The 25,327-nt window shown below is 64.7% G+C and carries 26 protein-coding genes; 15 read left to right on the top strand and 11 right to left on the bottom strand.

The features are described 5' to 3' along the window. The first annotated feature begins 649 nt into the window (after nucleotides 1-649). From rnr to rpmG, 4 genes are all read left to right on the top strand, one after another. Entirely contained in the window at nucleotides 650-2,956 is a 2,307-nt protein-coding gene (gene rnr / locus AB4099_RS19245; RefSeq protein ID WP_441479237.1) for a ribonuclease R, read from the top strand. Further along, the gene (locus AB4099_RS19240) at nucleotides 2,953-3,402 is read left to right on the top strand and encodes a DUF983 domain-containing protein (RefSeq protein WP_113518778.1); all 450 of its coding nucleotides are present in this window, start codon (nucleotides 2,953-2,955) and stop codon (nucleotides 3,400-3,402) included. The genes rnr and AB4099_RS19240 overlap by 4 nt, the downstream gene beginning before the upstream one ends. Then, nucleotides 3,399-4,133, top strand: coding sequence for an NUDIX hydrolase (locus tag AB4099_RS19235; RefSeq protein ID WP_441479236.1), 735 nt, complete (start codon nucleotides 3,399-3,401; stop codon nucleotides 4,131-4,133). Before AB4099_RS19240 ends, AB4099_RS19235 begins: the two co-directional genes overlap by 4 nt. A 161-nt stretch (nucleotides 4,134-4,294) precedes the next feature. Then, entirely contained in the window at nucleotides 4,295-4,462 is a 168-nt protein-coding gene (gene rpmG / locus AB4099_RS19230; protein WP_038367996.1) for a 50S ribosomal protein L33, read from the top strand. A 190-nt stretch (nucleotides 4,463-4,652) separates the two neighbouring features. On the opposite strand, the gene AB4099_RS19225 is transcribed toward rpmG, so the two are convergent. Further along, entirely contained in the window at nucleotides 4,653-4,979 is a 327-nt protein-coding gene (locus tag AB4099_RS19225) for a cytochrome P450 (protein ID WP_244523503.1), read from the bottom strand. A gap of 272 nt (nucleotides 4,980-5,251) precedes the next feature. Here AB4099_RS19225 and AB4099_RS19220 point away from each other — a divergent pair, with 272 nt between their 5' ends. Beyond that, entirely contained in the window at nucleotides 5,252-5,452 is a 201-nt protein-coding gene (locus tag AB4099_RS19220; protein WP_441479235.1) for a hypothetical protein, read from the top strand. A 255-nt stretch (nucleotides 5,453-5,707) separates the two neighbouring features. Here the strand turns inward: AB4099_RS19220 and AB4099_RS19215 are convergent, their stop codons facing one another. Both AB4099_RS19215 and AB4099_RS19210 read right to left on the bottom strand, forming a co-directional pair. After that, the gene (locus AB4099_RS19215) at nucleotides 5,708-7,084 is read right to left on the bottom strand and encodes a PleD family two-component system response regulator (protein ID WP_113518775.1); all 1,377 of its coding nucleotides are present in this window, start codon (nucleotides 7,082-7,084) and stop codon (nucleotides 5,708-5,710) included. A 17-nt stretch (nucleotides 7,085-7,101) separates the two neighbouring features. Beyond that, nucleotides 7,102-7,473, bottom strand: a complete 372-nt coding sequence (locus AB4099_RS19210; RefSeq protein ID WP_043232944.1) for a response regulator — start codon at nucleotides 7,471-7,473, stop codon at nucleotides 7,102-7,104. Between the two features lie 133 nt (nucleotides 7,474-7,606). On the opposite strand from AB4099_RS19210, the gene AB4099_RS19205 reads away from it, so the two are divergent. Together AB4099_RS19205 and AB4099_RS19200 are read left to right on the top strand one after the other, a co-directional pair. Further along, nucleotides 7,607-7,897 (top strand): DUF3572 domain-containing protein, encoded by a 291-nt coding sequence (locus AB4099_RS19205; RefSeq protein WP_441479234.1) that lies wholly within the window; start codon nucleotides 7,607-7,609, stop codon nucleotides 7,895-7,897. After that, the gene (locus AB4099_RS19200; protein ID WP_441479233.1) at nucleotides 7,894-9,258 is read left to right on the top strand and encodes a DNA polymerase IV; all 1,365 of its coding nucleotides are present in this window, start codon (nucleotides 7,894-7,896) and stop codon (nucleotides 9,256-9,258) included. Before AB4099_RS19205 ends, AB4099_RS19200 begins: the two co-directional genes overlap by 4 nt. On the opposite strand, the gene AB4099_RS19195 is transcribed toward AB4099_RS19200, so the two are convergent. Continuing rightward, a complete protein-coding gene (locus tag AB4099_RS19195; RefSeq protein WP_113518773.1) occupies nucleotides 9,215-10,063 on the bottom strand; it encodes a cell envelope integrity EipB family protein in 849 nt (282 codons plus the stop codon). The genes AB4099_RS19200 and AB4099_RS19195 overlap by 44 nt on opposite strands. Nucleotides 10,064-10,303: 240 nt before the next feature. Between AB4099_RS19195 and AB4099_RS19190 the strand changes: the two genes are divergently transcribed. From AB4099_RS19190 to AB4099_RS19160, 7 genes are all read left to right on the top strand, one after another. Further along, nucleotides 10,304-10,777, top strand: a complete 474-nt coding sequence (locus tag AB4099_RS19190; RefSeq protein ID WP_069880227.1) for a RidA family protein — start codon at nucleotides 10,304-10,306, stop codon at nucleotides 10,775-10,777. Further along, entirely contained in the window at nucleotides 10,777-11,535 is a 759-nt protein-coding gene (locus AB4099_RS19185; RefSeq protein ID WP_441479232.1) for a glycerophosphodiester phosphodiesterase family protein, read from the top strand. The genes AB4099_RS19190 and AB4099_RS19185 overlap by 1 nt, the downstream gene beginning before the upstream one ends. Then, on the top strand, nucleotides 11,532-12,791 hold the full coding sequence (locus AB4099_RS19180; protein ID WP_441479231.1) for a GNAT family N-acetyltransferase: 1,260 nt from the start codon (nucleotides 11,532-11,534) through the stop codon (nucleotides 12,789-12,791). Before AB4099_RS19185 ends, AB4099_RS19180 begins: the two co-directional genes overlap by 4 nt. After that, on the top strand, nucleotides 12,781-13,584 hold the full coding sequence (locus tag AB4099_RS19175; protein ID WP_441479230.1) for a hypothetical protein: 804 nt from the start codon (nucleotides 12,781-12,783) through the stop codon (nucleotides 13,582-13,584). The genes AB4099_RS19180 and AB4099_RS19175 overlap by 11 nt, the downstream gene beginning before the upstream one ends. Nucleotides 13,585-13,617: 33 nt before the next feature. Next, the gene (locus AB4099_RS19170) at nucleotides 13,618-14,046 is read left to right on the top strand and encodes an HIT family protein (protein ID WP_069880223.1); all 429 of its coding nucleotides are present in this window, start codon (nucleotides 13,618-13,620) and stop codon (nucleotides 14,044-14,046) included. A gap of 63 nt (nucleotides 14,047-14,109) precedes the next feature. Next, nucleotides 14,110-14,574 carry a carboxymuconolactone decarboxylase family protein gene (locus tag AB4099_RS19165; RefSeq protein WP_441479229.1) on the top strand — a complete coding sequence of 155 codons (465 nt, stop codon included), beginning with the start codon at nucleotides 14,110-14,112 and terminating at the stop codon, nucleotides 14,572-14,574. Between the two features lie 81 nt (nucleotides 14,575-14,655). Beyond that, nucleotides 14,656-15,537, top strand: coding sequence for a sigma-70 family RNA polymerase sigma factor (locus AB4099_RS19160; RefSeq protein WP_441479228.1), 882 nt, complete (start codon nucleotides 14,656-14,658; stop codon nucleotides 15,535-15,537). Nucleotides 15,538-15,545: 8 nt separating this feature from the next. Here AB4099_RS19160 and AB4099_RS19155 read toward each other — a convergent pair whose 3' ends face one another. The 7 genes from AB4099_RS19155 to AB4099_RS19125 all read right to left on the bottom strand — a co-directional run bounded on the left by AB4099_RS19155 (nucleotide 15,546) and on the right by AB4099_RS19125 (nucleotide 21,844). After that, nucleotides 15,546-15,911: an AzlD domain-containing protein gene (locus AB4099_RS19155; protein WP_069880221.1), complete on the bottom strand. Its 366-nt coding sequence runs from the start codon at nucleotides 15,909-15,911 to the stop codon at nucleotides 15,546-15,548. Next, the gene (locus AB4099_RS19150; protein WP_441479227.1) at nucleotides 15,908-16,633 is read right to left on the bottom strand and encodes an AzlC family ABC transporter permease; all 726 of its coding nucleotides are present in this window, start codon (nucleotides 16,631-16,633) and stop codon (nucleotides 15,908-15,910) included. The genes AB4099_RS19155 and AB4099_RS19150 overlap by 4 nt, the downstream gene beginning before the upstream one ends. A 154-nt stretch (nucleotides 16,634-16,787) precedes the next feature. Then, complete coding sequence (locus tag AB4099_RS19145) at nucleotides 16,788-17,057, bottom strand: hypothetical protein (RefSeq protein ID WP_441479226.1); 270 nt, start codon at nucleotides 17,055-17,057, stop codon at nucleotides 16,788-16,790. Nucleotides 17,058-17,061: 4 nt separating this feature from the next. Next, nucleotides 17,062-19,590 carry an ATP-dependent Clp protease ATP-binding subunit ClpA gene (clpA, locus tag AB4099_RS19140; protein ID WP_113518768.1) on the bottom strand — a complete coding sequence of 843 codons (2,529 nt, stop codon included), beginning with the start codon at nucleotides 19,588-19,590 and terminating at the stop codon, nucleotides 17,062-17,064. A gap of 45 nt (nucleotides 19,591-19,635) precedes the next feature. After that, nucleotides 19,636-19,980, bottom strand: coding sequence for an ATP-dependent Clp protease adapter ClpS (gene clpS, locus AB4099_RS19135; RefSeq protein ID WP_043233033.1), 345 nt, complete (start codon nucleotides 19,978-19,980; stop codon nucleotides 19,636-19,638). Between the two features lie 323 nt (nucleotides 19,981-20,303). Next, nucleotides 20,304-20,615: a DUF6506 family protein gene (locus tag AB4099_RS19130; protein WP_113518767.1), complete on the bottom strand. Its 312-nt coding sequence runs from the start codon at nucleotides 20,613-20,615 to the stop codon at nucleotides 20,304-20,306. 440 nt (nucleotides 20,616-21,055) lie between these two features. Next, nucleotides 21,056-21,844 (bottom strand): PAS domain-containing protein, encoded by a 789-nt coding sequence (locus tag AB4099_RS19125; protein WP_441479225.1) that lies wholly within the window; start codon nucleotides 21,842-21,844, stop codon nucleotides 21,056-21,058. A 933-nt stretch (nucleotides 21,845-22,777) separates the two neighbouring features. Here AB4099_RS19125 and AB4099_RS19120 point away from each other — a divergent pair. After that, nucleotides 22,778-25,327, top strand: a 2,550-nt coding sequence (locus tag AB4099_RS19120; RefSeq protein ID WP_441479224.1) for a beta strand repeat-containing protein, incomplete at its 3' end; no start/stop codon positions are given.

Below are 25,327 nucleotides of genomic sequence, written 5' to 3'. Positions count from 1 at the left end.
CGAGTAGTATTCACGGCCTGATCTCCCGAACACTTTTGTTGGCGCGCTCCCCTCGAGCGCTGATTGGCCTTTCCGGCCTGTTCAGGAAGGTTCGCAAGCGGCGTGCCAACCGGGGAGCGCACGCAAATCCGTGCCGCCATGGCGAAATTGGAGACAATTTCTGCCGATCATCCCGCGCCGCACGCAACGATGCTGCAATTGCGAGAGAATTGCCTATTTCTTAGACGAAACCCGTGCCCGCCCTTTTTGCAGTCGCTCCCCCCGCCCTGTCGAGCCCGGAAACGCAGCGGTTTCGGCGAAGGGGACAGCGTAAATTTTAGCGTTTACGAAGTAAGTAGAATCGCCTTAGCCTCTCTCTTGTCGGTAACAACTGAAAGGAGGTGATCCAGTGTCTCATTGTCATCAACCGCTGGTGCAAGGCGGGCGGACCTGGACTCATTCCCTGTGGGAGTCTTGTTCCGCGTGAGTTTTCGCACCTTTGGGTCCGGTTCGCCGGGCCGCGGTTCGACAATGGAAGGGCTGCCCGAAAGGGCGGCCCTTCTCGTTTCCGTGGGCGGCCCTGCAGTCCCGGTTCTGGCGCAGCAGCTCCGGACGTGGCACAGAGGCCACGTGTTTCTTCATTCTCATTCCCATCAGACGAGTTTAGCCCGTGTCATCGCTCGCGCCTGAACCGAGCCGCGAGGCGATCCTCGATTTCATCGAGAGCGAGCGCCTTGCCGGTCGCGAAGTCGGCCGTCGTGAGATCGCCAAGGCCTTTGGCCTTTCGGGCGGGGGCAAGATCTGGCTGAAGCGCATGCTCAAGGAGCTCGCCGAAGAGGGTGAGCTCGGCGGCGACGGCAAGGACAGGCCTGTCCACCCCCGGGGCGCCCTGCCCCCGGTGCTGCTTTGCGAGATCAAGGCACGCGATCGCGACGGCGACCTCGTTGCCGCGCCGCTCGAATGGAACGAGGCCGACGAGGGCGCACCGCCCAGGATCCTGGTGGAGCGCCCGCGCGAAATCCGCTCGCGCAAGCTCGCCTCCGCTGCTGCCGGGGTCGGCGATCAGGTCTTGCTCAAGCTCACCCGTCTTAGGGGCATGGACGGCTTCGCCTATTCCGGCCGCGTGCTCAAGATCATGGGCAAGGGCAAGGCGCAGGTGCTCGGCATTTTCCGCGCCCTGCCCGACGGTTCGGGCCGGCTCATCCCGGTCGACAAGAAGGCCCAGGGCCGCGAGGCGCTGATCCCCAAAGGGCAGACCGGCGACGCTCAGGACGGAGACCTGGTCTCGGTTTCGCTGCGGCGCGAAGGCCGCTTCGGCCCGCCGGAAGCGCGGGTGCGCGAACGGCTGGGCTCGCTGAAATCCGAGCGCGCCGTCAGCCTGATCGCAATCCATACCCACGGCATTCCCAACGAGTTCTCCCCTGCGACATTGGCGGAGGCAGAAGCCGCCCCGCACGCCAGCCCAGCTGGCCGCGAGGATTGGCGCGCGCTGCCGCTGATCACCATCGATCCCGCCGACGCCAAGGACCATGACGACGCAGTCCATGCTGCGCCCGACACCGACCCGGCCAATGAAGGCGGGTATGTCGTCACGGTCGCGATTGCCGATGTCGCCTCTTACGTCCGCCCGGGCTCCGCGCTCGACCGCGAGGCGCTGGAGCGAGGCAACTCGGTCTATTTCCCCGACCGCGTCGTGCCGATGCTGCCCGAGCGCATCTCCAACGATCTCTGCTCGCTGCGCGGCGGCGAGGACAGGCCGGCACTCGCCGTCCGCCTCGTCCTGAAGGCCGACGGCTCGAAGAAGAGCCATGACTTCCACCGCATCCTGATGCGCTCGGCGGCGAAGCTCTCCTATCAGCAGGTTCAGGCCGCCATCGACGGCAAGCCGGACGACCTGACCGGCCCGATCCGCGAAAGCGTCCTGATGCCGCTCTGGGCGGCCTATGGCGTCGCCTCCCGCGCCCGCGATCAACGCCAGCCGCTCGACCTCGATCTGCCCGAGCGCAAGCTGATCCTCAAGCCCGACGGCTCCGTCGACCGTGTCATCGCGCCCGAACGGCTGGCCGCGCACCGGTTGATCGAAGAGTTCATGATCCTCGCCAATGTCGCCGCCGCCGAGACATTGGAGAAGGCTGGCAGCCTGCTGATCTATCGCTGCCATGACGAGCCGTCGCTCGAGAAGATGCGGGCGCTCGGCGAAGTACTGGCCTCGGTCGGCATCAAGTTGCCGAAGGATAGCGCCCTGCGCCCCGTGTTGTTCAACCGCATCCTCGCCATGATCAAGGGCTCGGAGAACGAGCTCTTCCTGAACGAGGTGATCCTGCGCACCCAGGCACAGGCCGAATATGTCGCCGAGAATTACGGACATTTCGGGCTCAACCTGCGCCGCTATGCCCATTTCACCTCACCGATCCGGCGCTACGCCGATCTCATCGTGCATCGCGGCCTGATCTCCGCCCTGAAACTCGGCGATGACGGGCTCCCGAAGGCGACTACGCTCGCCGAACTGCGCGAGACGGCGACCCGGATCTCAGCCGCCGAGCGCCGCGCCATGGCGGCCGAGCGCGAAACGACTGACAGGTTGATCGCCCATTTCCTCGCCGACCAGATCGGATCGAGCTTCGACGGACGCATCGGTGGCGTGAACCGGGCCGGCCTGTTCGTGAAGCTCGATGGCACTGGAGCAGACGGTTTCATCCCGGCCTCGACGTTGGGGGGCGACTATTATCGCTACGACGAAGCGGCGCACGCCCTGACAGGCGAGCGCACGGGCGAGAGCTGGCGCCTCGGCGATCGCGTCCATGTCCGCCTCGTCGAAGCCGCCCCCGTCGCCGGCGCGCTGCGCTTCGAATTGCTCTCCGAGGGCCGGCGTGTGACATCGGGCCACTCTGGCAAAAGCGGCCCGAGGCGACCATTGTCCGGCCGAGCCAAGGGCAAGCCCCCCTTCGGCAAGGCGAAGCCGGGCAAGAGGCGATGATGTCGGTTCAGGTTCACAGTTCCATCGACCAGCCGGTCGAGCGCGACTGGCGTTTGGCGATCCGCCGCGGCCTGATGTGCCGCTGCCCCCATTGCGGCGAAGGCCGGCTGTTCCGGGGCTTCCTGAAGTCGGTCGACCGCTGCGAGGCCTGTGGCGAGGCGCTGCACCACCAGCGCGCCGATGATCTGCCGCCCTATATCGTCATCACCATTGTCGGCCACGTCATCGTCGGCGGCCTGGTGCTGGTCGAGAAATATGCGGAATGGCCGATGTGGTTGCACATGGCGGTCTGGCTGCCGCTGACACTGTTCCTGTCGCTCGTGCTGATGCAACCGGTCAAGGGCGGGGTCATCGGCCTGCAATGGGCCATGCGCATGCATGGCTTCGACAACACACCTCCCCTGCCCGAGCGCCAGCCCGGCACATCCATGGCATCCCGGCAATGAACGACAACGCCGTCATCCTGACTCAGGCAGAGCGCAGCCGGACCACGACCAACACCCGCCCGCATGACGCTGCGACGATGCTGATCCTTGATCGGAGCGGCGCGGCCCCCCGGGTGCTGATGGGCAAGCGCCACCCCGGACACAAGTTCATGCCGGGCAAATTCGTCTTCCCGGGCGGGCGCGTCGACGCCGGCGATCGACGCATGGCTGCAACTGGCGCGATTCCGCAGATCTGCGAGGACCGGCTGGCCAAGCGTACAGTGCGCCCCAGCCCGAACAAGGCCCGTTCGCTGGCCATGGCCGCCATCCGCGAGACGTTCGAGGAGACCGGCCTGCTCTTCGGTTCGGACGAGTTCGGCGTACCTGACAATCCCCCGGAAGGCACTTGGACCGAGTTCGCCAGCCATGGCGTCTATCCTGATCTCAGCGCCGTGACCTTCGTCGCACGCGCTGTCACGCCACCGCGCCGCCCCAAGCGCTTCGACACGCGCTTCTTTGTCGTGGACTACGACGGGCTGGGCGGCAGCATCGAGGGAGTCACCGGTCCTGATTCCGAGCTGATCGAGCTGGTCTGGGTCAATTTTGATGAAGCAAGGCAGCTCGACCTGCCGACGATCACACAGGTCATCATCAAGGAAGTCGAGGCCAGGATAGCGGCCGGCTTCAGCCCGTACCTCCCGGTGCCCTATTTCTGGGAGAAGAACCTGCATTTCGTGCGCGAGGAACTCTGACAGATTGCCCCCTGGGACAAACTGTTCGCTCCGTTCGGGCATTCTTTCTTGACTTCACCACCGGCTTGCGGCATCTCCCCGGGAACGGTTTGCCGGGTTCCCCCGGCCATTTTCTTTTATGAGGGCCAGACCGCGGCCCGCCAGGCTCGAGGACGGAACCCATGGCCAAGGCCGTGACCATCAAGATCAAGCTGCTGTCGACGGCGGATACCGGCTTCTTCTACGTGACGAAGAAGAACTCCCGCACGATGACCGAGAAGATGTCGAAGAAGAAGTACGACCCGGTCGCGCGCAAGCACGTCGAGTTCAAGGAAACCAAGATCAAGTGATCCTGGTCGCCTTTTCGGCATAGCCAAAGTTCAAGGAACCGCCCGTGACCCGGGCGGTTCTTTTTTTCGCTAAAGCATCGCCCCCGAAAAGTGGATTGCGGTTTTTCGGGAAAGCCGACGCCAGCACAGAAGGTTAGATCATCGGATCGGATACGAGATCCGGGCCGATGACCTGACGATTCGGTCCGGCTCAGAACACCTGTCTGGGCACGAACAGACAGAACGGTTTCTGCGACGGAGCAATCACGCTACCGGTCAGGGTTCCACCCCGTCGGCAAATATGAAAGCGGCCATCCAGGGACGCACGTGTCGCCCCTTCAGGAATGAAATAGCCGTCATAGGTCAGGTAGCCGCCGGGCACGATCCGGGGATCCGGCTCGCGTGCGTCGACATCCTGGCCCATAGGCCAGCAGTCTTGGTCGCTGCAACAATCGTATGGATACCAGCTATGTGCATGGACAAGCCCTCCGCCCGGCAGAAACGCCGCGAGGCAGAGCGCCAATGCGAGAATACGCATGGGTCGCTCCCCGTTTGAGGATCTCAGGCCAGCCTCTTCTGCCCCGGGTTCCACCGGAGTCGAATCTCCATCAGAATATCACGAACTGGCGCGGGCGGGGATGCATATGCTGCGTTGCAGCATAAACACATTCCAGCGAGCCTCGGTGACAGGAGTTGCGGCTCGGGCCGCCCCCGCGCCCAAGTCATCCGCCGAGCTTCGGGGCTTGCCGAATGCCTTTGCTCCCCCCATTTTCGACGCGGACAATCTCCAGTCGCGATGCGGAGTTTCGTGTGAGCAGCGGTGACAAGAAGGCGGCGGGTCCCGCCAGGCCGCACGGCGCCGTGCGTGAATTCCTGAAGCTGATCGTCGAACTCGATTCCTCGCGCTTCGCGTCGAGCAGAATCAAGGCCGGGCTAATGCTGCTTGGCCTGCTCGCGGCTTTCGGCCTGTTCGGCTACGCCGTCGCGGCCGGGTTATCGCACTATCTCTGATCCCGCGCCTGGGGGAGTGGTGGCCGGCCGGCTGCGGGTCTGATGAGGCCAGATATCCCGCGGCCGACCGACCGAGCCCATCGGATTCCCAGGAGATGCGGCGGACCTGAGCTCCCGAGGGGCATTTCGGGCAGCCCAAGCTGAGCTGCGTTGGAAATGACCCTACGCAGCCGCCTTTCGATTGCAATTGAATCAGATCGATTCTCGAATCTTCATCGATGGTTAACCCTACCTGGAAAGGTTTATAGGGTTGGTTTACGCCGCGCTGGCGACGATCACGCGGTTCCGGCCGCTTTCCTTGGCCCGGTAAAGCGCATCATCCGCCCGCTTCATCATCTCGGAAGGCGAGAGATCGCCGGCACGCCGGCTGGCGACGCCGATTGAAACGGTCACCCCGATTACCCGTGAGTTGCGCTGGATGGCGAAGGGCTCGGCCTCGACCTTTTCCCGGATTCGCTCGGCCACGGCGAAGGCCGCATCCAGCGTGGTATCCGGCAGTACGACAACGACCTCCTCGCCACCCAGGCGGGCGACGAGATCGATCCCCCGCGTGCAGGCGCGCACCCGATCAGCGAACTCGCGCAGCACCTCGTCGCCGGCGTCATGCCCCCAGCTGTCGTTGACGACCTTGAAGCGGTCGACATCGAGGACGAGCATGGCAAGCGACCGGGCTCTGAGTGCCGATTCGTCGAACAGGGTGGCGAGACGGCTGTCGAGATAGCGCCGATTATGCAGGCCGGTGAGCTGATCCATCACCGCCATTTCCATGGAGGACTGGACACTGTCGCGCAGACGCTCGGTGAAGCGCTTCCGGCGGATCTGCGTGCGCACCCGCGCCAACAGCTCGTTGCGATCGACCGGGCGCATAAGGAAATCATGTGCACCGATCTCCAGCCCGCGCAGGATGCGAGCGCGGTCCTCGGCCTCGCCAAGCAGCAGCACAGAAACGTTGCGGGTCCGCTCCAGCGAGCGCAGCTGGCTGCACAGCCTGAGGCCGTCATGGTTCTGCAGGTCGAGACTGACGAGGATGGCTTCGAAATCGCCCTCGGCCGCCTTGGCGAGAGCCTGGTTCGGGTCTGCCTCGACCTCAACGCTGTGAAACGTCGAAAGCGCGCTGGAGAGCCGCTCGGAGGCCGTGGGACGATCCTCGATCAGCAGGACGCGGCCGTTCAGCCCGGTCTCGGATGCAGCTGCAGCCAGCGGATCGGCGATGCCGAGACGCCGCGATGCGATCGCCCGGTGGCGCAGTTCATCGGTGACCGACTTTAGCCGCACCAGGCTGCGCACCCGGGCGAAGAGGGCGGCATCGTCGATCGGCTTGGTCAGGAAATCATCGGCTCCGGCATCGAGCCCCTTCAGCCGGTCACTCGGCTGGTCGAGCGCAGTCACCATCACGACAGGGATATGGGCGGTGGTCGGGCTGTTCTTGAGCCGCTGGCAGACCTCGAAGCCGTTCAAGCCCGGCATCATGACGTCGAGCAGCACGATATCAGCCTCCCCGCGCTCGCAGATCGCCAAGGCGTCGACCCCGTTGAGGGCCGTCGTCACGTCAAAATACTCCGCCGACAGCTTGGCCTCGAGCAGCTTCACATTTGTGAGGATGTCATCGACGACCAGGACACGCGCAGACATGGAGCCGCCCCCGCCGCTCAGGCCGCGCCGGCATAGGCGCGTACCGTTTCCAGGAACTTGGCAACCGAGATCGGCTTCGAGAGATAGGCCTCGCAGCCGCCCTCCCGGATCCGCTCCTCATCCCCCTTCATTGCGAAGGCGGTCACCGCGATCACGGGGATGGACTTGAGCGTGTCGTCTTCCTTGATCCACTTCGTGACCTCCAGCCCCGAAACTTCGGGAAGCTGGATATCCATCAGGATCAGATCGGGATGATGCGCGCGCGCCAGCTCGATAGCCTCGATGCCATCGGCCGTCTTCAGCGTCGCATAGCCGTGCGCTTCGAGAAGATCGTTGAAGAGCTTCATGTTGAGCTCGTTGTCCTCGACGATCAGGACCGTCTTCGTCATGCCGTTCCCCTGTTTCGCCTCGGAAGGCGTCGGTCTATTCCAAGCTTTCCAAGCCGACAGCTCCGTTCGATGATCATCCTAGCACGCCAGCCGTTGACGAAACGCAAACCTGATCCTGGACCCACAACCGACCATGCCACGCTCGATCGCTTCACCCGATGCTGAAACCCTTGCCTTGCGCGCATTGGGCTTTCTCGCTGCCGATTCCGCGCGAATCGAGCCATTTCTGGCTGCAACGGGGCTTGGACCGGAGACATTGCGCGCAGCAGCTAACGAGCCGGGCTTCCTGGTCGCGGTGCTCGATCACCTTCTCGGCAACGAATCGCTCTTGCTCGAATTTGTCGGAAATTTAAGCCTGAATCCGGAAATCATTGGGCAAGCGCGGGAAATCCTCGCAGGCCCCCACCATGGTGGCGATGCTTGACCGAAGAGCGTGACCGGCTGCGCCAAGCGCATGCGTTCTGCCGCGATTGTCTCACTGACAATGACGGAGCGGCAGGAGCCTCACGCCGTTGTCGCGCCTGCGGCTCGCCGCGCCTGATCTGCCATCCCGAACGTGATAGCCTGAGCCTCGCTCACATCGACTGTGACGCCTTCTATGCCGCAGTCGAGAAACGGGACGATCCTTCGCTGCTCGACAAGCCGGTGATCATCGGCGGCCGCAAGCGCGGCGTGGTCTCCACCGCCTGCTATATTGCCCGCACATACGGCGTGCGCTCCGCCATGCCGATGTTCCAGGCCCTGAAGGCCTGCCCGGACGCCGTCGTGGTGAAGCCCAACATGGCGAAATATGTCGCGGTCGGGCGCGAGGTCAGGCAGCTGATGCGGGAACTGACCCCTTTGGTCGAGCCGCTATCGATCGACGAGGCCTTCCTTGATCTCTCGGGCACCGAGCGGCTGCATCACGCCAGTCCGGCGATCACGCTTGCACGCTTCGCCAGGCGGATTGAGAACGAGATCGGCATCACCATTTCCGTCGGCCTGTCCTATGCAAAGTTCCTGGCCAAGGTCGCCTCCGACCTCGACAAGCCGCGCGGCTTTTCCATCATCGGCCGCGGCGAAGCCGTCGCCTTTCTCGCTGGCAAACCGGTCAGCCTGATCCCGGGCATTGGCAAGGCAAGCGCAGCCAAGCTGGCCGAATCCGGCTTTCGGCTGATCGGCGATTTGCGGGAGGCACCCACAGAGGCGCTGTTCCGGCTCGCCGGCAAGGACGGGCCCCGCCTGAAGAACCTCGCCAATGGCATCGACGCCCGCAAGGTGACGCCCGATCACGAGACCAAGAGCGTCTCCAGCGAGACCACGCTCGATGTGGATCTCTCCCGGTTCGATGAGCTGGAGCCGATTCTCTGGCGCCTGTGCGAAAAGACCTCGAAGCGTCTCAAGGCTCAGGCGCTTGCCGGGCGAACCATCACCCTGAAGCTGAAGACGGCCGAGTTTCATTCGATCACGCGTGCAAGCCGCCTGCCCGAACCAACACAGCTCGCCGGACGCCTCTTTGCGGCTGGGCGCGAGCTGCTGAAACGCGAATGCACCGGACAGCACTACCGGCTGATCGGCATCGGAGCGAGCGATCTCACCGGTCCCGATGAGGCCGACCACGGCGATCTCGCCGATGTCGCAACTCCGCGTCTCAAGGCCATGGAAGGCGCGCTCGACAAACTCCGCGCCCGCTTCGGCGATGATGCGATCGGAAAGGGTCTGAGCCTGCGCAGTCCGGACCGGCTGCACGCAGGGAGCAAGTCTATTTCGCGCAATCCTGATGAGGCAGAAGATCCAGACGCGTGAGCGTGCCGCGCAGCGCGAAACTGCCATAGTCCATCCGGACCGCGCCGGTGACACCATTCTCGTACAGTTCGAAGGAAATCGAATAGGCTGGCGTGACCTCGCCGGAACCGACCTTGTAATAGGATACGGTGACCGGCCAGCGTGTCAGTTTCTCGAATTCCGGGCGCCTCAGGGGCGCCTCGCTCGGTGGCGATTCGATGTGCTTGCCGATGACGGAGAGCGTGTCATAGACCTCCTTGCCGCTATTGGCACCGTCATAGAGCCGCACGCCAAAGGTGTTCTGGCCCGCTCGTGCCGCCGCGATCAGCGCTTTCATCTGCGCATTCGGGAACAACGCGTCGCCGGCCTCACGATGCGTCTCGGCCTTGGGGGCAGTCAGCTTGACCTCATAGCCGTCGGCTCCCGACTTCTTCGCAGTGCCATCGACGATTTCGGTCGGAGCGCCACTCGCGGAACTCTCGGTCTTGAATCGGTAGCTCTGACCGTCCCCTGCTTCGAAGCTCGTGGTGCGGGCATCGATCGTGCGCGGGCCGCCCTCGCTGGTGAGCTGGGTCACCTGGCGGAAGGAAAGCGCATAACCCTCGCAGGCATCGCCGGTGAAATCGAAGGCGATGCGCCCGCGTGCCGCCTCGATGTTCTTGGCCGGTTTCCCATCGTCGAGCACGAGATCATAGACTGCGCGGTGCGGCACCAGGACGACGCGATCCCCTGGTTTGGCCTGCGCCAGAGCGGCTGCTGGCAACGCCATCAGCAGGAGTGCCGTAGCACCCGCTGAGCCCAGGAGACCGAAACCGATTCTGTTCATTTGCCCGCCGCCTTGCTGCACCTGATCGACGAGTCTAGTGCAATGCGGCAATGGCGCAAACAAGGCGCGCGTCGCGGCGAGCTACGCCCACGGCACAACCCCGCTTGGCAGGCCCCGCGCTTGCGGCTTACCCGGCCATCGGCCATGTAGGAATCCTGCGTCGCCGCAGCTCTGAGCCAAAGCCCAGGCGGGCCACCGCGCAGATGATCCGAACCGACCGAGCGCCAGGAGCCCGACCCGATGAGCGAAATCGAAGCCAACCTCGCTGCACTGGGCATCACCCTGCCCGCTCCCGCCGCGCCCGTGGCGAACTACGTGCCCTATGTCATCACCGGCAACCTGCTGGTGATTTCCGGGCAGATCTGCTTTGGCCTCGATGGCAAGCTCTCCGACAAGCACAAGGGCAAGCTCGGCGCCGAGATCTTCAACGAAGCCGGGCTCGAGGCCGCGCGTCTCTGCGCAATCAACGTGCTGGCGCAGGCCAAAGCCGCTCTTGGCGGCGATCTCGAGCGCATCAGGCGCTGCGTCCGGCTTGGCGGATTCATCAACGCAACCCCGCATTTCTCCGCGCTTCCCGCGATCATGAACGGCGCATCCGATCTGATGGTCCAGGTTCTCGGCGATCGCGGCCGCCATGCCCGCTCGACCGTCGGCGTCGCCGAACTGCCGGCAGATGCTGCCGTCGAGGTCGAGGCGATGTTCGAGATCGCCTGATGAGCGCGCGTCCATCCCTCGACTGGCTGGTCGCGCGGCCGATCGCGCATCGCGGCCTGCACGACCTCGCCGCCGGCCTGGTCGAGAACAGCATCTCCGCAGCTGACGCCGCCATTGCCGGCACGTTCGGCATCGAATGCGACATCCAGCTCAGCGCCGATGGCGAGGCCATGGTGTTTCACGATTTCGTGCTCGATCGGCTGACGGCTGAGACCGGCAATGTGAATGCCAGGACCGCGAAGGCGCTCGCCGCGATTTCACTGAAGGGCAGCAGCGACAGGATTCCGACCCTCGACGCATTTCTTGACCGGATCGCCGGCCGCGTGCCGCTGGTGATCGAGGTCAAGAGCGGCTTCGACGGCGATCTCGCGCTGACGCGACGCGCAGCAGAGATCGTTGCCAGGCGCTCCGGCCAGCCGATCGTCTTCAAATCCTTCGATCCGACGATCGTCACCGCCCTGCGCGAGCTCGCTCCAGCGATCCCGCGCGGCATCGTGGCCATGAACGAATATGCCTACTCCGATTACGACCGGCTCGACGCGCACCAGAAGCACGCGCTTGCGAACCTGCTGCATTTCGAGGAAAGCCGACCCGATTTCCTGTCGTGGAAGGTCGCGGATCTGCCAAGTGCCGCCCCGTTCCTCTGCAACAAGGCGCTTGGCCTGCCGCTGATGAGCTGGACGGTGCGCACCCCCGAGGATCGCGAAACAGCCCGCATTCACGCCGACCAGATGGTCTTCGAAGGGTTCCGCCCTTGACTGCAGGTCGCGACCGCAACGACCTGCGGGTTCGGGTCGCGACCTCGTTGAAATCCGTGCCGGCGGAAGCCTGGGACGCCTGCGCCAACCCGCATGCGGCCAGCGTGCCTTCGCCTGCACGACTTGAATCAAGCTGCGAAGCAACCGATTCACTTTCTCAACAAGACACAGATAACCCCTTCGTCTCTCACGCCTTTTTGAGAGCCCTGGAAGAAAGCGGGTGCATCGGCGGCCGCTCCGGCTGGTCTCCCGCCTATCTCCTCGTCGAGGACGGCGACGACCGGCTGCTCGCGGCGGCACCGAGTTTCGTGAAGGGTCACAGCCAGGGCGAATATGTCTTCGATCATGCTTGGGCCGACGCCTATGAGCGGGCCGGTGGGCATTATTATCCCAAGCTCCAGGTCGCCGCGCCCTTCACCCCCGCAACAGGCCCCCGCCTCCTCGCGGCAGACGGGCCGCGCACCGGCGAAGCACGCGCCGACTTGATCGCCGGGCTGGAGGCGCTACGCGATCAGACACGCTCCTCCTCGATCCACGTCACCTTCGCGCAGGAGCCCGATCTCGGCGCACTGATCGAGGCCGGCTATCTCGAGCGCCACGATCTCCAGTTCCACTGGGGCAATGACGGTTTCGCGACCTATGACGACTTCCTCGCCACACTCGCCTCGCGCAAGCGCAAGGCGCTGAAACGCGAGCGACGCGAGGCGCTTTCGGCCGGGATCACGGTAGAGGTTCTCAGCGGCTCCGGCCTGACCGAGGCGATCTGGGATGATTTCTTCGCCTTCTATCAGGATACGGGCGCGCGCAAATGGGGCCGGCCCTATCTGAACCGGCGCTTCTTCTCACTGGTCGGGCAGGCACTGGGCGAGCGCATCGTGCTGATCATGGCCCGCCGTGCCGGACGCTATATCGCCGGTGCCATCAATTTTCGCGGAGCGAACACGCTCTATGGCCGCAACTGGGGCTGCATCGAGGACCACCCCTTCCTGCATTTCGAACTCTGCTACCATCAGGCCATCGACTACGCGATCGCGCACGGACTTGCGCGGGTCGAGGCCGGCGCGCAGGGCGAGCACAAGATCGCGCGCGGCTATCGCCCGGTCATCATGCGCTCGGCCCATCACCTTGCCGATCCCGGCTTGCGCCGCGCGGTTGCGGCCTATCTCGTGACGGAGCGCGAGCATATTGCAGCCGCCCGCGAGACGCTCGCGGCGGAGAGCCCGTTCCGCAGGGATGGACGCACCGATGAAGCGTGACCGCGACGAGGCACATCCCGCGCGAGAGCTCACATTCTGCGACGACGCAGTGCTCGGCTATGACCGAAGCCGCACCGCCTTCGAGCCCGGGGAGCCGCTGCTGCTCGACGACGCCTATCGCCTCGCTCACTTGCCGCTGGTTGCCCCGCGCCACCCGGGCGTGATCGCCACCTTGCCGGGGCGCTTCTACGACATGGGGCGACACCCGTCGGTCTTTTCGCTGGTGCTGCCCATCGACGATGCAGCGCTGCGTGCCTCCCCTGCCTTTATCGCGATGGAGGCCGAGCTGAAGGCTGCGCCATTCGCGGCAAAGATCGCCTGGGATATCCTGCCGAAGCGGGCTGGGCGCCTGCACGCCACGATCTGCGGCTCGCTTGGCACGGACGTTTCGCCATCCATCGACCCCGCGGCCCGAACCGTGCTCGGCGATATCGGTCCCCTTACCGTCGAACTGCGCGGCCTGTTCTCCGGAAACATCAATCGTGGCCGGCTCTATCTGCGCGCGTATCCGGAGCGGCGCCGCGATCAGAACGTCTTTCATGCCATTCAATCTGCACTTTGCCGGCAGCAGACCGATCTCTATGTCGTCGGCCTCTACAATCTGACCGACGACCTTTCCCCCGCCGAGGCCGCGGCGCTCGCCGGCATCGTGGAGTGCTGGTGGCATCGCCCGCTTCTGCGTTTCGAGGCGCGCGACCTCTGGCTGCTTGGTGCACGCGACGATCTCGTGCTGGATGCCGAAATCATCGAGACGCTGTCTCTTGACGCTGGACGGCAGCGCACCTCACCCTGACCGCATCTTCCCCGTACAACGGACCGGCCAACGATGACCGCCTATGATCCAGCCAATGTCTTCGCCAAGATCCTGCGCGGCGAGCTGCCCAGCCACAAGGTCTATGAGGACGACGAGACCGTCGCCATCATGGACATCATGCCCCGTGCCGACGGGCATGTCCTGATCATCCCCAAGACCGCATGCCGCAATGTGTTCGATGCTCCGCCGGACGCGCTCAAGGCGGTGGCGCTGACGACCCAGAAGCTCGCCCATGCGGTGAAGAGCGCCTGCGCGGCCGACGGCATCACCATCCAGCAGTTCAACGAGCCCGCGGGTGGCCAGGTCGTGTTCCACCTGCATGTCCATGTCATGCCGCGCTGGGATGGTGTCGCGCTTCGCCCCCATACGGGTGCGATGGAAGCGAATGACGTGCTTGCCGCGAACGCCGAAAAAATCCGGGCAGCGCTGAAAAATATCTGAGGGCATGTCACAGGCGTCGGGCCTGCCTCGTCTTGCTTCCATCAGACACCGATGGAGAAAATCATGCCCCAACGCCTCAATGTCTTCCAGGTTGCTCCGGCCGCGGTCAACGCCGTCCTGGGAATGCAGAACTATGTCGAAGAGTGCGGGCTGGAGCACAGCCTGCTCGAACTCGTGAAGATGCGCGCATCGCAGATCAATGGCTGTGCCTATTGCCTGCACATGCACTCGGCCGATGCACGCAAGGCCGGCGAGACCGAAGCGCGGCTCTATCTGCTGAGCGCCTGGCACGAGTCGGAACTCTACACCGCGCGCGAGCGCGCGGCCCTGCGCTGGACCGAGGCGTTGACGCGTCTGTCAGAAGCCAGTGTGAGCGATGAGGCCTTCGCCGAATTGCGCGAGCATTTCAGCGAAGCCGAAGCGGTCAATCTTTCGGTCGCGATTGGAGCGATCAACACCTGGAACCGCATCAATGCCGGCTTCCGGGCCAGGCACCCGCAGGATCGCCAGCGGTCCGCGGCAGCCTGAAGCCCCCTCACGCAAGGATCCTGCGCGAGATATTCGAGTGTCCGCTGTCGCGGGCTCTCGTTCACCTGCGAGATGGCATTCATGACCCTGCAGACCGCATTCGAACAGCATCGGCGCTTCCTGGCCCGGCTTGCCTATCGGATGCTTGGCTCCGTCAGCGACGCCGAGGACATCGTCCAGGATGCCTGGCTGCGCTGGCACGAGGCCAGTCGTGACGAAATCTCGAACCCGCGCGCCTATCTCGCGCAAGTGGTGACGCGGCTCTGCCTCGACCAGATGAAATCGGCCCGCAGCCGCCGCGAATTCTATGTCGGGACCTGGCTGCCGGAACCACTCGTCGAAAAACTCGGCAGCGCCGAGGTCGCCGACGACGAGCTCGATGCCCCTATCGCCCTGATGCTGGCGCTCGAACGCCTGTCTCCCTTGGAGCGGGCCGCCTTCCTTCTGCATGACATCTTCGACATGGACTTCACCGAGATCGCCGCGATGCTGGAGCGCAGCGAGGCCGCCTGCCGTCAACTCGCCAAGCGTGCACGCGACCATGTCCGGCTCGACACGCCACCGCGCAACAAGGTTTCCCGAGAGGAGGCCGCACGCTTCGCCGAAGCCTTTTTCAAGGCGTCGCATCAATCCGACCCGACGATGTTGCAGCGCCTGCTCGCCCAGGATGTCGTCCTGCACAGCGATGGCGGCGGCAAGGTCCAGGCCGTGTTCAAGCTGATTTTCGGCGCGGACAAGGTCGCCCGCTTCTTCGCCCGCCTCTCTCACGCACTGACTCAGCGCAACGTCTCGACGACCAGCTATGAACCTGTACTGATCAATGGGCTGCCCGGCTATGTCAGCCTGGAGAACGGCCAGACCCTGCAGGCAACGGCGCTCGACATCCGCGACGGGCTGATCCACGCCATCTACGTGGTCCGCAATCCCGACAAGCTGCGCCATCTTCAGCAGCCTGGTTCCTGAGGGACCTGTCAGGCCGCCTGGCTCAGCATCCAGCCGCCGCCGATCAGCACCGCCTCGCCGACGAGGACGGCGAGAAAAACGCGCCGTCGGTCGAACAGGACGATGGCCAGCGTCGCCGCCAACGCTCCGACGCGCAAGGAGAGCGGCAAGGCCGCGAGCGCGCCTGGCGGCGCGATGATCAACTTGGCGACGACCCCGGCGAGCAACGCCGTCGCCACCGCCCTCACCCATTCCAAGGCCGGCGAATCGGCGTTGATGCGCCGTGCGAAGGCGACTGCGAGCCAGCGCCAGATCTCGGTCGGCAGGAAGGCGAAGAGCAGCAGCGCGAGATAGGGCCAGAATGGGCCGTCGAGCAGCGGGATCGGCTGAGTCATGCGCGCCGCGCCCCGATGCGCTGCACGGCAAAGGCGATGCTGCCGCCGATCAGACCGGAGACGATCAGATCGAAGCCGCTGCCCATCAGACGGTCGAAGATCGGCGCCAGTGCAAGGCCAAGCCCCATCGCGATGAGGTCCCCGCGGTGGCGAATACCGGCAGCGATCGAGGCGAGGAAGAAGATCGGTGTCAGGCAGAGCAGCCCGGCAGCGAGCGGAAGCGGCAACGCTCCAACGAGGTAATAGCCTGCATAGGTGCCCGCTGCGCTCACCATCATGCAGGCATTGGCGAACCCCAGGAAATAAGCCACGCGCTGGTGCGGCGCGATCCCCGGCAGGCGGCGCAGGCCCTCGGTCCAGGCGGTAACGGCAACGTAATGCGCAAGCAGCAACTGCATCGCGATGCCTTGCCCCGGCCGGCGCAGCAGCGGCAGGATCGCCACCGTCATCGGCAGGAAGCGCAGCGAGGCAAAGCCGATCGCAAGCGCGATCGCGCTCCATGCAGCCCCCGCCGCGATCGATGCGAAGAAGATCACCTGCGACGGCCCGGCCCAGACCAGCATGGTCGAGAGCACAGCGACATCGACGGGATAGCCGACATCGCGCGCCAGCGAGCCAACACCGACGAGCCCGAAACCGACAACCCAGGCCGGCAGCGACAGCGCATCGCGTATGCCGGCCAGCGCGGTGCGCTGCCAGCTCCAGTCGGCCGATACGCTCATGAGAGATTCTGCACGCCTGACGGGTCGGTCACTCGAAAAGCCGCACCGGCCTGAGATGGCCGGGCGAAACCCGTTCTAGACGTTCACATGCGTGAAGCCGACATCCGACATCGCGCGGTCACCCTTGCACGGCCCGCAAAGGCAAAGGGTGGCCTCAGGTGCCACCCTTCATCACGATGCCGATCAACTCGTTGCCGAAATCGATGATTTCCTTCGGCACGCCACCAACCGACTTTATCCCGAGATAGATCAGATAGCCGAAGGCCGGGACGAGGATCCAGCCGAGGATTTCTTCGAACAGCACGCGCCGCCGGCGGCGGCGCGCACGCTTCTCGAACCAGCCAAGTTTTTCCTTGGCAGGCTGTGCCGGGACGTCGCCGCTGGTCTGGAGCGCGGCAGCTTGGGTCTTGCGTCGAAAGAACACGGTCTCAAGCCTTCGTCAGCGGGACCTTCGGCACAGTACGAATGGCGCGTTGCGTCGCCTTGGGCGGCTCGGCCGGGCCACCGCCCTTCCCGTCTCCGCCGCCCTTCGGCGCCCGGCGCGTGCCGGGCGTAGCCGGCTTCGCTGCGCCTTTCGCCTTTGCCCGTGGCGAGCGCTTCTCAGCCGCCGCGGCCACGTCCTTCTCCGGCTTGGGCTTGACCGGCCCGTCGGGGAATTCGAGCCCCAGCACCTTGATGCCGGTCTCGGACTGCACGACGACGACCTTGACCGCCCCGCCACCCTTCAGCCGCCCGAACAGAACCTCGTCGGCGAGCGGCGTCTTGATCGTCTGCTGAATCAGGCGAGCCATCGGCCTCGCCCCCATCGCCTCGTCGTAGCCGTTCTCGACCAGCCACTCGCGTGCCTCGTCGGTGAGCTCGATCGTGACGTTGCGGTCAGCGAGCTGCGCTTCGAGCTGGAGCACGAACTTGTCGACGACGCGCGCCACCACCGTCTTCGGCAGATGGCTGAAGGAAATCACCGCATCCAGCCGATTGCGGAACTCCGGCGCGAACAGGCGGTTCACGGCCTCGGTATCGTCGCCCTCACGCTTGGTCCGCGTGAAACCATACGCCGCACGTGCCATGTCCGCAGCACCCGCATTGGTCGTCATGATCAGGATGACGTTCCTGAAATCGACCTGCTTGCCGTTATTGTCGGTCAGCTTGCCGTGATCCATCACCTGCAACAGGATGTTGAACAGGTCGGGATGGGCCTTCTCGATCTCGTCGAGCAGCAGCACCGAATGCGGGTGCTGGTCGACCTGATCGGTCAGGAGACCACCCTGGTCGAAGCCGACATAGCCGGGAGGTGCGCCGATCAACCGCGAGACGGTGTGGCGCTCCATATATTCCGACATGTCGAAGCGGATCAGCTCGACGCCGAGCGACGCGGCGAGCTGGCGCGCCACCTCGGTCTTGCCAACGCCCGTCGGACCGGCGAAGAGATAGCAGCCGATCGGCTTCTCGCCGTCACGCAAGCCGGCACGGGCCAGCTTGATCGAGGACGACAGCGCCTCGATCGCCTTCTCCTGGCCGTAAACCGTCCGCTTCAACGTGTTCTCGAGATTGCGCAGAACCTCGGCGTCGTCCTTGGAGACAGTCTTGGCCGGGATGCGCGCCATGACCGCGACCGCAGCCTCGATCTCCTTCACGCCAATGGTCTTCTTGCGCTTGCTCTCGGTCAGCAGCATCTGCGAGGCGCCGGTCTCGTCAATCACGTCGATCGCCTTGTCCGGCAGCTTGCGGTCATGGATGTAGCGCGCCGACAGCTCCACCGCCGCCTTGATGGCGTCATTGGTGTAGCGGAGCTTGTGGAACTCCTCGAAATAGGGCTTCAGCCCCTTCAGGATCTCGATCGTGTCCGGCACTGACGGCTCGTTGACGTCGATCTTCTGGAAGCGACGCACCAGCGCCCGATCCTTCTCGAAATACTGTCGGTATTCCTTGTAGGTCGTCGAGCCGATGCAACGCAGCGTACCGGAAGCCAGCGCCGGCTTCAGCAGGTTGGAGGCATCCATCGCCCCACCCGAGGTCGCGCCAGCGCCGATCACCGTGTGGATCTCGTCGATGAACATGATCGCCTTGGGATGGGCCTCGATCTCCTTGATCACCTGCTTGAGGCGCTCTTCGAAATCGCCGCGATAGCGTGTGCCGGCCAGCAGCGTGCCCATGTCGAGCGAGAACACCGTCGCGTCCTCGAGAACCTCCGGCACCTCTCCGCGGATGATCTTCAGCGCGAGCCCTTCGGCGATCGCGGTCTTGCCGACGCCGGGGTCGCCGACCAGCAGCGGATTGTTCTTCTGCCGGCGGCACAGGATCTGGATGGTGCGCTGAACCTCGGCCTCGCGGCCGATCAGCGGGTCGATGCGCCCGTCGCGCGCCTTGCGGTTGAGGTTGACGCAATAGGCTTCGAGCGCGCTTTCCTTCTTCTTCTTGTCCTTGTCGGCATCGTTGCCCTGGTCGGCCCGCGACTCGCGCTGCTGCTGCTCGGGCTCTTCCTCGCTGCCGCGCACCGGCCGGCTCTCGCTCGCGCCGGGGCGCTTGGCGATGCCATGGCTGATGTAATTGACCGCGTCGTAACGGGTCATGTCCTGCTCCTGCAGGAAATACGCGGCATGACTCTCGCGCTCGGCGAACATCGCGACCAGCACATTGGCGCCGGTCACCTCTTCGCGACCGGAGGACTGGACATGGATGACCGCGCGCTGGATTACGCGCTGGAAGCCGGCTGTCGGTTTGGAATCGTCGCGGCCATCGGTGACGAGATTGCTCAGCTCGGCATCGATGTAATCGACGAGATTGCGCCTCAGCATGTCGAGATCGACGCTGCAGGCACGCATGACGGCCGCAGCGTCCTGATCGTCGACCAGGGCGAGCAGCAGATGCTCCAGCGTGGCATATTCGTGATGACGCTCATTGGCGAGCGCCAGAGCCCGGTGAAGCGCCTGTTCGAGACTGCGCGAGAAACTCGGCACTGATGCGCTCCTATTCCGCTTTCAGGAGGATGATCGAATCCAAAACTACTTCTTCTCCATCACGCACTGCAGAGGATGCATGTGCTTGCGCGCCAGGTCCATCACCAAGGTGACCTTCGTCTCGGCGACCTCGTAGGTGAAGATCCCGCATTCGCCGACGCCGTTCTGATGCACATGCATCATGATCTGGGTCGCCTCGGCGCGGTCCTTGTTGAAGAACCGCTCGAGCACATGCACCACGAATTCCATCGGGGTGTAGTCGTCATTGAGCAGGAGCACGCGATAGAGATTGGGCTTGCGTGTCCTGGTCCGCGTCAGCACGGCGGTGCCGGCTCCCTCGCGGCCACCGCCATCGACGGGAGAACTGGGGCGTTTCGGCCGATCGGCCATTGAAAGTGGCGCGCGCAGGTCTTCGCCGTCGCCCCGAGGCCCCGCTTGCGTTCCGCTTCCCATGGTCGCCGTTGTCTTCAAAGCAATCGTCCTGACGCTTCACCGCAGATAATGCGCCGCAAGAGAATTTACAGGCCTCTCCTCCCCTTCGCCAGTCCGTTCCATGCAGGTGGGGCACAAGCATGGCGGGCACGAAGGAATTTGTGGATGACCCAGGCCGAAGGCTACGCCACGCCGAGCCGCCTCCTGGCCGAGGCTCCAGGGAATTCGCCCTCCATGTCGAAACCGGACATGACGCCCCCTCGCTTGGGCGCCCCCCGCGTTCAGCCGCCGGCCTCGAACTTGGCCTTGTAGGCAGCCGCCTGGGTCAGGGACTCGATGCCGAAGCTGACCAGGCCGACCGCGGCGCGGCCGGCGACAGCCCTGACGACCGCAGAGCCCGGCTCGACGCCGAAGCCCCCGCAGAGCTCGATCAGTTCCACGCCCTCGGCGATCAAGGACCGCGCGACGTCAGGGGCTGCCTCGGGCGTCGGCACGAAGACGATCGTCAGGCGTTCTGAGGCTGTTTCGCGCACGATACGATCGATGGCAGGGTCGCTGCCTTCCATGAGGAGCATCGAGGCCCAGATATTCACGGCAGGTTCTCCCGGTCATTGGAGCGCACGGCGGCCTGTGCGGTCCGGGCAGTGCTTCCAGCAGATCGCTCGCACTCCAACGGCGAACCCCGCCACAGAAGCATGGCAGCAGATGTAAATGCCCTAACGGAAGGACGAAACGATGGAAAGCCTGCCGGCGCTCTGCGAGAACCCCGCCTGCATTGACCCTGGCGATCGGCAGCTTGCCGGCTCCGTTCTCCGGGGCAGTCCCTGGCCCCCCTAAACCGAAGCCGCCCTTTCGGCCAGGCCGATGCATGCTCGCCCTTCGCCGTCATGGAAGAGGCGAATGCCATTGCGCTCGAGCGCGTCCCGGACCTTCCGCAGATTGTCCGACCGGACGCCCGCCGTTGAAATCTCCATGCGGCGAATGGTGGAGAAGGAAACCTGCGCTTCCCTGGCGAGCGTAGGCGCCGACCAGTTCAGGAGCGCGCGCGCCGCCCGCACCTGCGCGGCATGCAGCGGCGCCGTCTGCCGCGGTTGGGGACGCGCGTCGTGTTCATAGATTGTGCAGCCAATCCACTCCCGGATCTCCCGCTGGGTCCGCGCACCGGGAGCGCTCGTCCGGTGAGGGTGACATAATCCCCTTTCACGGTCCGGACCCTGATGGTGGCCTGATATTCCTTCTCCATCGCGACCGCAGTCTTCCAGGCATCGAGGAAGATTCTTCGATCATCCGGGTGAATGGCCGCCAGCTCATCCCAGTTCCTGGCTTCAGCGGGTGACTGCCCCGTGAGCTTCGACCATTCCGTCGTCTCGACCAGTTTTCCATTCGGATAGGCGCGCCAGACGTGATCACCCAGCAGGCGAGAGAGCGCCTGCCGCCACATCGTCTCGAGATCGAGCGTCGTCCTGAGTTCCTGGACATCGGTGACGTCCGCAATGACGCCGAACATCGCGACAGGGCGGCCATTTCGGTCGAAATGAGGCTGCCCCTTGCTGCGCAGCCATCTCAGGCTGCCATCGGGGCGAATGATCCGAAATGTCCGGTCTTGAAGCCGCTTGTCTGCCGCAAGCCCGATGGCGTTGCTGAAATCCAGCTGGTCGTCCGGATGCACCAGGGACTGGTAGAGATCGATCGTTGGCACCACGGTCGCGGCGTCCAGCCCGAGAATTCGGAAAAGCCCCGGCGACCACGTGATCTCGGATGTGTCGAGATCCCAGCTCCAGGTGCCGACGCTGAACTTGTCCTCGATCACCCGGAGCCGCATATCAGGCGAACTCAGTAGTCGCTTGGATGTTGGCATCGCTGGCTGCTTCGATGGTGGACGGGCGGCATCGGCGGCTTGCTACGTTCCGCCGTGAATAGAGCTCTCTCGGATGGGAAAAAGAAGAATATCAAAGTTCCGAAGGCGCGCAGGCCGACGTGAACAGCGATCATCACCCGCTTTCCAAATTCGGAATCTAAGTATGAGGGAGAAATCTGATCATTTTCTCCGTTTGCTAATCGATCATGAACATAATGTGCTCATTCAGAGCGCCGATTGAATAGTTAATGCTCGCATCTACTTCGCTTGAACCCAATCGGGGAAATCGTCGATTCAGGTTGGGGTGTTACTCCTGAGCCACGGTGAGATGCGAGGCGCGAAACAGCATGAGCAGCACGTCGCCACCACTTGAAGCAAGGTTCAGATGGCGAATTGTTGGACACTTGGGACTCTCCCCACACGGAGGGGGCTCAGCGCACAGGTCGAAGTGACGGACGGCAATCGCACGCAGCATGCCCGCTTCCGAGACGGTCGCGGCCCGACGCTCGAAGCGGATGCCGCCTGGCTGGCGGATGATGGTACCCCACTCGGCTGGCAGCCCACCCACTGGCGCCGTGCGGCGCCGCGGCCACCCCAGAACGTGTTCGAATTGGACTAACGGAGCGGTCCTCGCCAGATGCTGCCAGCGCGAGCCGGTGCGCCCCTCGCAACAAGCCAACCTGAAATTCCCGGCAAATCCGCCCCTTCACCTGTACCCAGAATGCAACATTCCGCAGGGTTAATCGGCAATGAACGGCGGTTCGTTGCCTGCCTCATGCCAGAGGCTATGGTGTGGACTCGGCCGGGGGCAATTGCGTGTCGTCAACAGCAGGACTGGATAAGGTGTCGCGAGGCGTCGCGCCGCAGCGGCCTTGTGTTGCGCGGTCACGCCCAGCCATGCTCGCCTTTCTCACATTCGCACTGGCTGTGCCGGCTCTGGCCGATGGCGGAGCTGGGGGCGGAGGGGGCGGCGCAGGCGGTGGTGACAGCCTCACCCTTCCCGGTGGCAGCGGGATAGTCGGCGGTAGCGCCGGGGGCGGAGGTGGGGGCGGCTCCGGCATGACGGGCGGCTCAGGCGGCAGAGGGAACACAGGTATCGGCGGCAATGCCGGAGACGGAGGAGCCGCTCCGGGAGCCGCAGGGCAGGACGGGCAGGATTTCGACGGCGCTGGCGGTGGCGGCGGTGGCGCTCATGGCAGCGTGGGCGTGGCGGCTCCCAGCGCCGCTGTCTCAGGCGGCCATGGCGGCAATGGCGGCAATGGCCTCGTGGGAAGTGGTGGTGGTGGTGGCGCCGGCGGATATGGCGCGGTGATAACCGGCACCGGCGCGCTCGGCTTGCTCACGTCGACGACGACGGGCGGCAATGGCGGCAATGGTGGCAGCGGTCAATTGGAGGCCGGCAATGCCGGCAGCGGCGGCATCGGCTTGGCAGTGACCGGCGGAGCCGGCACGTCGCTCACGATCAATGCAAGTGTCAGGGGTGGCGACGGCGGAGTTGGAGGGAACAGCGCCAGCGCGGCAGGCGGAAGCGGCGGCACTGGTGGCGCCGGCCTGATCGGCTCCAATGGTGCCAGCTTCGTGATCCATGGCGCGGTGCGTGGCGGAGACGGCGGCGCGGGCGGCTCGGGCATCGCCCCAGGCTCTGCTGGACAAGCCGGAGCCGGCATCTCCGGCCAGAACCTGAGCATCACGCTGGGCGCGAGCGGCTCGATCTCCGGCGGTCTGGATGGCGGGGGCGCCCGCGGAAACGCTATCGCGCTGTCCGGCAACAGCAGCCTGACGGTCGCGACGGCCGGCACCGCCAATCTCACCGGCAACATCGCTCTCGGCGCCGGCACATTGACGCTTGACCAGAGCAACGGTGTCGACATCGCCATCGCCAATGCCATGACCGGCTCGGGCGCCCTCGCCAAGACCGGCTCCGGCACGGTCACCCTCTCCGGCAACAACGACTATTCGGGCGCAACCAACGTCTTGGGTGGGCGTCTGATCGCCGACTCTTCGACCGCATTCTCCGCGAACTCCCATTACGGGGTCGCGGCTGGGGCGACGATCGAAATTGCAAGTGCTGCCGGGTTCGGCGCCACGGTGGGTGCGCTGTCGGGAGCGGGCAACGTCGTCATCGGCAGTGGCACCATGCTGACCATCGGCGCCAAGCCCCTCGCAACTATCTTCTCAGGCCAGATCTCCGGTCCGGGCTCTCTCTCCCTTGATGGGCCTGGCACGCTGTCGTTGACCGGCTCGAACAACAACATCGAGGGACTGCTTCTCCTTTGCGGCTGCTCGAACCCGACACTCGAAATCAATGGCGGATCGCTGAGCGTCGGAGATCCGGCGGGAGGCTCGGGCAACATCGCCGTGGCCGGCGGAACGCTGAAGGTCGTCAATGGCGGCAGGCTGCACATGGTGGATCCGAACGGGCTGCTCGCCATGCAGTCGAACATGGAGGTTTCCGGCCTGAATTCCTTGGTGACCGTGGAAGGCTTCACGGGGATCGGTGGTCCGAGCAATGTCGGCCTTTCGATCAGCGCCGGCGCGGCCATGGAGAGCAGGGCCGAGGCCGCGATCGAAGGCATCGGGCCCTCGACGACCGTCACGGTGACAGGGCACGGTTCGAGCTGGACGGTCGGCAGCACTCTGTTCGTCGGCGGCTATTCCTTCGGCGGAACCGGCACCTTGGCCATCTCGGCCGGAGGCACCGTCAATTCCTCCGGCCCGCTCTGGATCGGCTCGGACCCGGATCCCTCGCTTGGATTTGCCCGTGCCAGCGTCAGCGTGACAGGCGCCGGTTCCGTGCTGAATGCGAATGGCGGCCTGCTCGTCGGCTATCCCGGCTGTGGCCGTGGCGATTACACCGGCGCCCTGATCGCCGCTGACGGAGGCACTGTCAATGCCGGCGCGGGCCTGCAGATTGGCCAACTTGGCACGCTCGCCATCGGCGTCGGCGGGCTTGCCGGCACGATCATTACACCGGCGATCGTCAATGACGGCGAGATCCTCGCCAATTTTGTCGATACCGCCACGCTCGCCGCGAACATCTCGGGCACGGGGACGCTGACCAAGCAGGGTACTGGCCAGCTCATTCTGACGGGAAGCAACAGCTATACCGGGGCGACCTCGGTGCTGTCGGGCCTGCTCACGGTCAACGGTTCGCTGACGGGCTCCACCATCACGCTGGCCGGCGGCGCGCTCGGCGGCTCGGGCACGGTCGGCAGCGTCATTGTCGGCCATGCCGGCACGGTCGCGCCGGGCAATTCGATCGGCACCTTGAACGTTGCTGGCAACATCTCCTTCAACCCCGGCTCGACCTATCAGCTCGAGGTCAATGCCGCCGGCCAGTCCGACAGGATCGCCGCCACCGGAACCGCCACCCTGTCCGGGGGAACGGTGCAGCTTCTGGCGGAACAAGGCGGCTATGGCGCCTCGACGCGCTACACCATTCTGACG

The organism is Allobosea sp. 2KB_26 (assembly GCF_052115715.1).
GTDB lineage: Bacteria > Pseudomonadota > Alphaproteobacteria > Rhizobiales > Beijerinckiaceae > Allobosea.
This window is presented reverse-complemented; position numbering and strand designations above follow the sequence as displayed.